The organism is Streptomyces sparsus (assembly GCF_054776295.1).
In genome coordinates, this window is record NZ_BAAHCA010000191.1 from 1 (window position 1) to 6,834 (window position 6,834).

The window sequence follows — 6,834 nt, forward strand, 5'->3', positions numbered from 1 at the left end:
CCCGTCCGCGGACGTCGCCCGGCCGGGCGCGCTGCCGGTCGCGCTGGCTCCGGCCGAACGCAGCGCGCTGCTGCGCAGCGCCCAGTCCGACGTGGCCGAGGTCGCGCGGGAACTCGACCTCGGGTCCAAGGAGAAGCTCACCGTCCGCGACGTGGTCGCCAACGCCGACGGCAGCGTGCACACGCGGTACGAGCGCACCTACGGCGGACTGCCGGTGCTGGGCGGGGACATGGTGGTGCACCGCTCGAAGTCGGGCGAGGTGAAGCGGGTGACGCGGGCGACGGAGGCCTCGATCGAGGTGGGGTCGCTGGAGGCGCCGGCGGGGAAGAAGCCGAAGGCCTCCAAGGCGTCGGGCAGCGTGGCACCGCGCAAGGTGGTGTGGGCGGCCGGCGACAAGCCGGTGCTCGCCTGGGAGCGGGTCGTGGGCGGCATGCAGGAGGACGGCACCCCCAACGAGCTGCACGTCATCACCGACGCGCGCACCGGCGAGAAGCTGCACGAGTACCAGGCTGTGCACAACGGCACCGGTCACAGCCAGTACGGCGGCACGGTCCAGCTGGGCACCAGCGGCTCGGGAAGCTCCTTCTCCCTGACCGACGCGGCGCGCGGCAACCACCGCACGTACAACCTCAACCGCGGCACCTCGGGCACCGGTTCGCTGTTCACCGACGCCGACGACACCTGGGGTGACGGCACTCCCGGCAACGCCCAGACCGCCGGTGTGGACGCGCACTACGGCGCCGCGCTGACCTGGGACTACTTCAAGAACGTGCAGGGCCGCAACGGCGTGCGCGGCGACGGCGTCGCGCCGTACAGCCGCGTGCACTACGGCAACAACTACGTCAACGCCTTCTGGTCGGACTCCTGCTTCTGCATGACCTACGGCGACGGGCAGAACAACGAGAGGCCGCTCACCTCGATCGACGTCGCCGCACACGAGATGACCCACGGCCTCACCTCCAACACCGCGGGGCTGGTCTACTCCGGCGAGTCCGGCGGCCTCAACGAGGCCACCTCCGACATCTTCGCCGCCGCGGTGGAGTTCCACGCGAAGAACGGCAGCGACGTCGGGGACTACCTCGTCGGCGAGAAGATCGACATCCGCGGCAACGGCACCCCGCTGCGCTACATGGACCGGCCCTCCCGGGACGGCAACTCCAAGGACGCCTGGTACTCGGGCATCGGCAGCATCGACGTGCACTACTCGTCGGGCCCGGCCAACCACTTCTTCTACCTGCTGTCCGAGGGCAGCGGCAAGAAGACCGTCAACGGTGTCGCCTACGACAGCCCGACGTCGGACAACCAGCCGGTGACCGGCATCGGCATCAGCAAGGCCGAGAAGATCTGGTTCAAGGCGCTGACCGAGCAGATGACCTCGCGCAGCGACTACGCGGACGCCCGCCGCACCACGCTGATCGCCGCCGCCGCGCTGTACGGAACGGACAGCACCGAGCACCAGGCCGTCGCCCACGCCTGGGCCGCGGTCAACGTCGGCGAGCGCCCCGGTGACCCCGGCGAGCCCGGTGGTGACGAGTACGAGAACACCGACGACCTGGCGATCCCGGACAACGGCCCGGCCGTCACCTCCTCGATCAACGTGACCGGACGCACCGGCAACGCGCCCAGCGACCTCAAGGTCACCGTCGACATCCGCCACACCTACCGCGGCGACCTCGTCCTCGACCTCGTCGGACCCGGCGGCACCACCTACCGCCTGAAGAACTCCTCCAACGACTCCGGCGACAACCTCAACACCACCTACACCGTCAACGCCTCCACCCAGACCGCCAACGGCACCTGGCGCCTCCGCGTCCAGGACGTCTACTCCCGCGACACCGGCACCCTCAACAGCTGGAAACTCACCTTCTGACCCAACCCCACCAGCCTGGGCACCGTCCCGAACCGGTGAACATGCGGAAAGCCTGCTGACTCACGGAGTCGGCAGGCTTTCCTTTTGGCGAAAGCGACGCCTGTGCGAAGCCCCAACGGCCCTATTGGTCCAGGCCGGTACGGGGTGGTGAATCCCTCAGGAGAACACCTTCCCCGTCCTCGACAGCGCCTGTTGCAGGGCGGCGCTGAAGATTTCAGCAAACGATGCCCTGACCTGCGAACTGAACTCTTCCCCGCGCTGTCCTGAAAGCGTTCTGGCGCAGCGAACTTCTCAGTGCGCAGTCTCGGGTCCGTCAATCGGTATCGATTCGTCGGCGCGGCCTTGGGCCCCGCAGGACCGACGTACCTGGCAAGGTCGAGTTCGACACAGGATGAAGGCCCGGCCCCCAGGGCGCTTCGCATGAGCGGCACAGCGCGGCTGACAACTACCCGTTACTCACCAGCAGAGCAGTGTCAGTACTGCGTACCCCCACCCAGCGCCCGCACAGCTCACAAACAGGGAAGGGCTGCCGGATGGCCGCACCGTCCACACCGACGGCACATGACCGGGGCGGACGGCGCGGCCGGGTCCTCCGGACACTCAGCCGGTCGGAGCCTTGCTATGCGAGGCGGTACCTGGTGTTCCAATCATGGCCGACGGGGTTCGTGTCGCAGAGGCCGCCCAGCGTGGTTTCGGACCGGGAGTAAGCCCACCCCTCGGGAACCTCGCAGACCCACTGGCCGCTGCTGGGCGCTACGAGCCCGTAACTGATGCTGACGCCGCTGCCAAAGGGGCCCGAGGAGCAGGGGCCGTTCATAAACCGGGCTTCGACTCGGCTGTACGTACATCCAGAGGGGACGCTGCAGGCCCAGACGATGTACCCGCTGCCGCACTGGCTGGAAGTGGTCACTTGCTGGTGCTGTGCCGCAGGGGTCGGGGCGGCGCTGGCGGGGCTCGCGATGAGCATCCCGAGGGCCCCGGCCGCTCCGCTGACGACCATGGCGGCCTGGCGTAACCGTGATCTCATAGTGACTGCCTCCTCTGTGATAGGCGTGACCTGAGAAGCCGGGTGGCTGGCGAGGCGGCCGACCGCTCTGACTTCCGGTCATCCGACGGCGCCATGTTGACGTCATCTCCTCCTGTCGCGGTACCCCCGACCGATGACAGGTTGCTGAATCGAGCTGGCAGCATGCGGCCAGCGGCCGATCTCACGACCTTTGTGCTGTCGCTGCGGGAGTGTTGCGGTGGAGAGGTATGCCCGAGACGGCACGGGCCGATCGGACACACAGTGGCCGCCCGGTTCTGCGATGAGGGCGGGGAGTTCTCCTGGGAGGAGCTGGGGCGTTCCTCCGCTGCCTGTTCCGGCTGGTCAGATCCAGCCGCGCTCCCGGGCGGTGAGCGCGGCCTGTGCCCGGTTCCCGGCGTCCAGCAGGCTCATCAGCTCCGCGATGTGCCGCCGGTAGGTGCGCAGCGACACGCCCAGCGTGCGGGCGCCCACCTCGTCCTTGCTCGCCGTGCACATGCAGCGCAGCACCTCCCGCTGCACGGTGGACAGTTCTCGCGTGTCCGGGCTGACGGCATCCGCCAGGGCGCTCAGGTCCTCGGCGTCCTCCCAGAGCCGTTCGAAGAGCGTGATGATATTGCCGACCAGGCCGCTCTCCCGGACGCAGAACGTTCCACGCGCGGTGTCCACCGGGTCGACAGGTACTAACGCGGTGTGCCGGTCGTAGACCAGGATCAGCTCGGAGAGGTCCTCCGTGCCCCGCACCTCGGCGCCATGGGCGGCGATCTCCCGCAGATAGCCGACGGTCGGGGCATCGTGCAGAGCCTTGCGGCGCACCAGATGGCGAATCCGCACCCCGCGCCGCAGGCAGCGCAGGTCCAGGGGGCGGGCATACGCGATGCTGTGCGGGCTCAGCGCGTCGTAGGGCTCGGCGGAGAGCACTTCGGTCCGGGCGAAGAACGACAGATCGTCGATCAGCCCGCGGACCCGGGCCAGATCCTCGATCCGCTCGATCCCCGGCGCCGTCGGCCCGGCGGTGCCGGTCTGAGCCGGGCGGTCCCGCTCCAGGGCGGCCACGATCGGGTGGGTGTGGAGCAGCTCCCGCATCTCCCGGTACAGCCACTCCAGCCGGTCCTCCGCCAGCCGGGGTATCAGCATCGCGGGCTCCGTGGCCCACAGCCTGCTCTCCTCACCCTGGATCGCCCGCAGCTCCCGCAGCCGTCCCAACGCCCGCTGCGCCGCAATCGGAGTGCAGCGACCGGCGTAGAACCCAGCCCCGCCGTCCTGGTCCGCCCGCACGGCCAGACGGAGGCTGCCCCATGGCGTACGCGGATGGCGCAGGAAATGCCGGTAGATGTCTTCTTCGATGGCAGACAGACCCAGTACGGCCATGACACGTGTCGCCAACATGCCTCCCGTCCAGTCGACGTCGGGTCAACGCGCATAGATTACTGCCGGGTTGACGAACTGGTGCACGTCGCGCTCGACCGCCGGCCGCTCGGTGGGGGAGTCCCCCAGCAGGTGGGGAGGACCGACAGGTCGTCTCGTCGGCCTGGTCGCGACCTTCCGGAACGCGGACGCCTGCGGTAGCCGCACCGACTGGCGCCACTGCCGGTCTGTGGCGACCAGCTCCTTGCGGCGCACCACGTCGCGCAGCGTGCACACCGCGCCCACGGTGGAGTCCAGCACCTCAACGCACGGGACGGCGATGGTCACCGCGCGCTGCAGCTCCGCCAGGTCCACGACGGCCCGCGACGGCGCACCCGCGCAGCGGCCGAGGGTTGCCCCTCCGGATGCCCGGAGCCGGGGGAGGCGGTGACCCGCGGCAGACCGTGACAGCAAGCACCACCCAGCCCACACCGGCCCAACGCCCCTCGCTGCCGGCGACCTGGTGATCAGCGTGGACACCTGTCCTGGGTAGCGGCAGCGCCGCGTGCCGTCGCGGTGGCCGCGTGCGCCGATCGCGCCCTCGCCGCCCGCCCCTCCGGAGCGGCCCCTCCGCTCCGGAGGGGTCACTCACTGCACCACGACGCGGTCCCCGGTCGAAGTCGAAGGCCCGCTTGTGGTGTTGCCGTAGTAGCGCCACCGCCACGTGCCCGACGTGCCGGCCGTCACCGTCGTCCTGAGCCCACCCGAGCTGTCCGCGTACACCTTCTTCACCGTGGTGTAGGACGTGGTGCCCACGGGCTTGAACTGAAGGCTCACCTTGCGGCCCCCGTACGAGGCGTACTTGCGGGTCTCCCAGTTCGCCCGCGTGACCTTGCCCGTCACGGTGATGGTCTTCCCCTTCACCACCGGCTCGGGGGACGCGTTGACCTTCAGGCGGGTGTTCCGCTTGACGTGGATCGTGAGGCCCGGGACGTCGTCGATGTCGTGGCCGTCGCCCGCGAAGTGCACCCGGGCCGCGGTCTTCCAGGCGCCGGCTTCCTTGTTCCGCATGTCGTACTCACCCGGGTCGAGGTACAGCGTCTCGTCGAAGTCGCAGACGCCCCTGCTCACGGTGATGCAGTCGCTGGTCTCGATGGCGTGCCACAGCTCGTCGCCCGAGTCGAGCTTCCCGCGGTACGGGAACACCATCGGGCCCTCCCACCTCAGGGTGGTCGACATACGGAAGGACGCGGGCACCGCGACCTCCTTCGATATCCCGACCACGATCGGCTTGCCGCCGTTCACCTCGACCCGGGAGAACGCGACCCCGTTCTCGGCGGCCCCGGCCGGCACCGCCGCGACCGCCGTGAACACCGCGGCTGCCCCGCCGGCCACCGCGACTCTCCATGCCCTCTTCCCCACCTGAACCCCGATCTCCCCTACGGCACGCGCACGTGCGCACTGTCAGACGCCGGAGTCACGCCCCGGCGTCTGACAGACAGACGAGATCCACCTGGAGTTGTAGGCCCGAGCATCACGGTTCGGGAACAGGCCCTGAGCTATCCGTTGCTGACAAAGTCCTTCCACGAGTACCGGTTTCCCAGCACGATGGGCACCCTCCTGACCCCACCGCCCCCACGAGGGGCGCCAGTTGGCCGCATCGGATGCCGAGGAGTCGCCGGTTTGACTCAGCAAGAACCCCCGTCGGGCAGACAACCGGCCGGGTTGGACCACCACCGACTGCCCGATGCGGAACTCACCCAGCTCCTCCGAGTGGGTTCGGCCACCGCAAGAGCCGCCGTCGCCGAGGAGATACGCAGGCGCCACCTGGCGGACGTGCTCCGCTACGCGCGGGTCTGCAGCAGCGGCGACCAGCCGGCCCGAGCGCTTGCCGAACGCGCCTTCACGCTCGCCGTCCACCAGGAACGCCAGGGCTCCGGGGACATCGCGTGGCGCCCGCACCTCCTGCTGTGCGTGCAGCGCGTCGCCGCGCTGTGGGTCGCCGGGGGACGCGGGGCGGACCTCGCTCCGGCGTTCGCCGTCTGGGTGGACGAGGTGCGGGCCGGCCGCACCGGTCAGGACGGCCCACCCCGGTTCGACGACCTCTCCACGATGCTGCACGCCTTCCGGCGGCTGCCCACCCGCACCCAGGTGCTGCTGTGGCACTGCTTCGTCGAGCGGGACACCGACGCGCGGGTCGCACTGCTGCTGGGCCTGGAGCCCGGTGGTATCCCGCAGCTCGCCGAGGGCGCCCGCAACACCCTGCGCCACGCCTACCTGCGCGCCCACCTCGCCCACGAGGCCCGCGAGGACTGCCACCGGTTCGGCCGCATCATCGAGGCGGTCTCCCGACCCGGAGGGCCCCGCCGAAGCGAGGACCTCAACGCGCACCTCGCCGGCTGCCGGGGCTGCACCCAGGCCATCGGCGACCTGTTCGCCATGGGGGACGACCTGCCGACGGCCCTGGTCGAGGGCCTGCTGCTGTGGGGAGGCCCCGCCTACGTCACCGCCCGCCCCAACCGCTGGCCGCCACCGCCCAGCCACCCGCTGAGCTCTCGTTCTGGGTGGCGATCACCTGGCTCGTGGCCTTGTC

At 70.0% G+C, this 6,834-nt stretch carries 4 protein-coding genes and 1 pseudogene; 2 read left to right on the top strand and 3 right to left on the bottom strand.

Annotated elements, in window-relative coordinates:
* The coding region (locus ACYVE9_RS11700) for a M4 family metallopeptidase (protein ID WP_461027726.1) at positions 1-1,870 on the top strand (1,870 nt) is incomplete at its 5' end.
* 1,369 nt (positions 1,871-3,239) lie between these two features.
* Here the strand turns inward: ACYVE9_RS11700 and ACYVE9_RS11705 are convergent.
* The 3 genes from ACYVE9_RS11705 to ACYVE9_RS11715 form a co-directional block, all read right to left on the bottom strand.
* Positions 3,240-4,283, bottom strand: coding sequence for a helix-turn-helix transcriptional regulator (locus ACYVE9_RS11705; protein ID WP_461027727.1), 1,044 nt, complete (start codon positions 4,281-4,283; stop codon positions 3,240-3,242).
* A gap of 24 nt (positions 4,284-4,307) precedes the next feature.
* Positions 4,308-4,589, bottom strand: coding sequence for a hypothetical protein (locus tag ACYVE9_RS11710; protein WP_461027728.1), 282 nt, complete (start codon positions 4,587-4,589; stop codon positions 4,308-4,310).
* Positions 4,590-4,889: 300 nt separating this feature from the next.
* Positions 4,890-5,663 (bottom strand): hypothetical protein, encoded by a 774-nt coding sequence (locus ACYVE9_RS11715; protein ID WP_461027729.1) that lies wholly within the window; start codon positions 5,661-5,663, stop codon positions 4,890-4,892.
* A 261-nt stretch (positions 5,664-5,924) separates the two neighbouring features.
* Here ACYVE9_RS11715 and ACYVE9_RS11720 point away from each other — a divergent pair.
* Positions 5,925-6,834 (top strand): annotated as a pseudogene (locus tag ACYVE9_RS11720) (ricin-type beta-trefoil lectin domain protein); the annotation flags it as partial.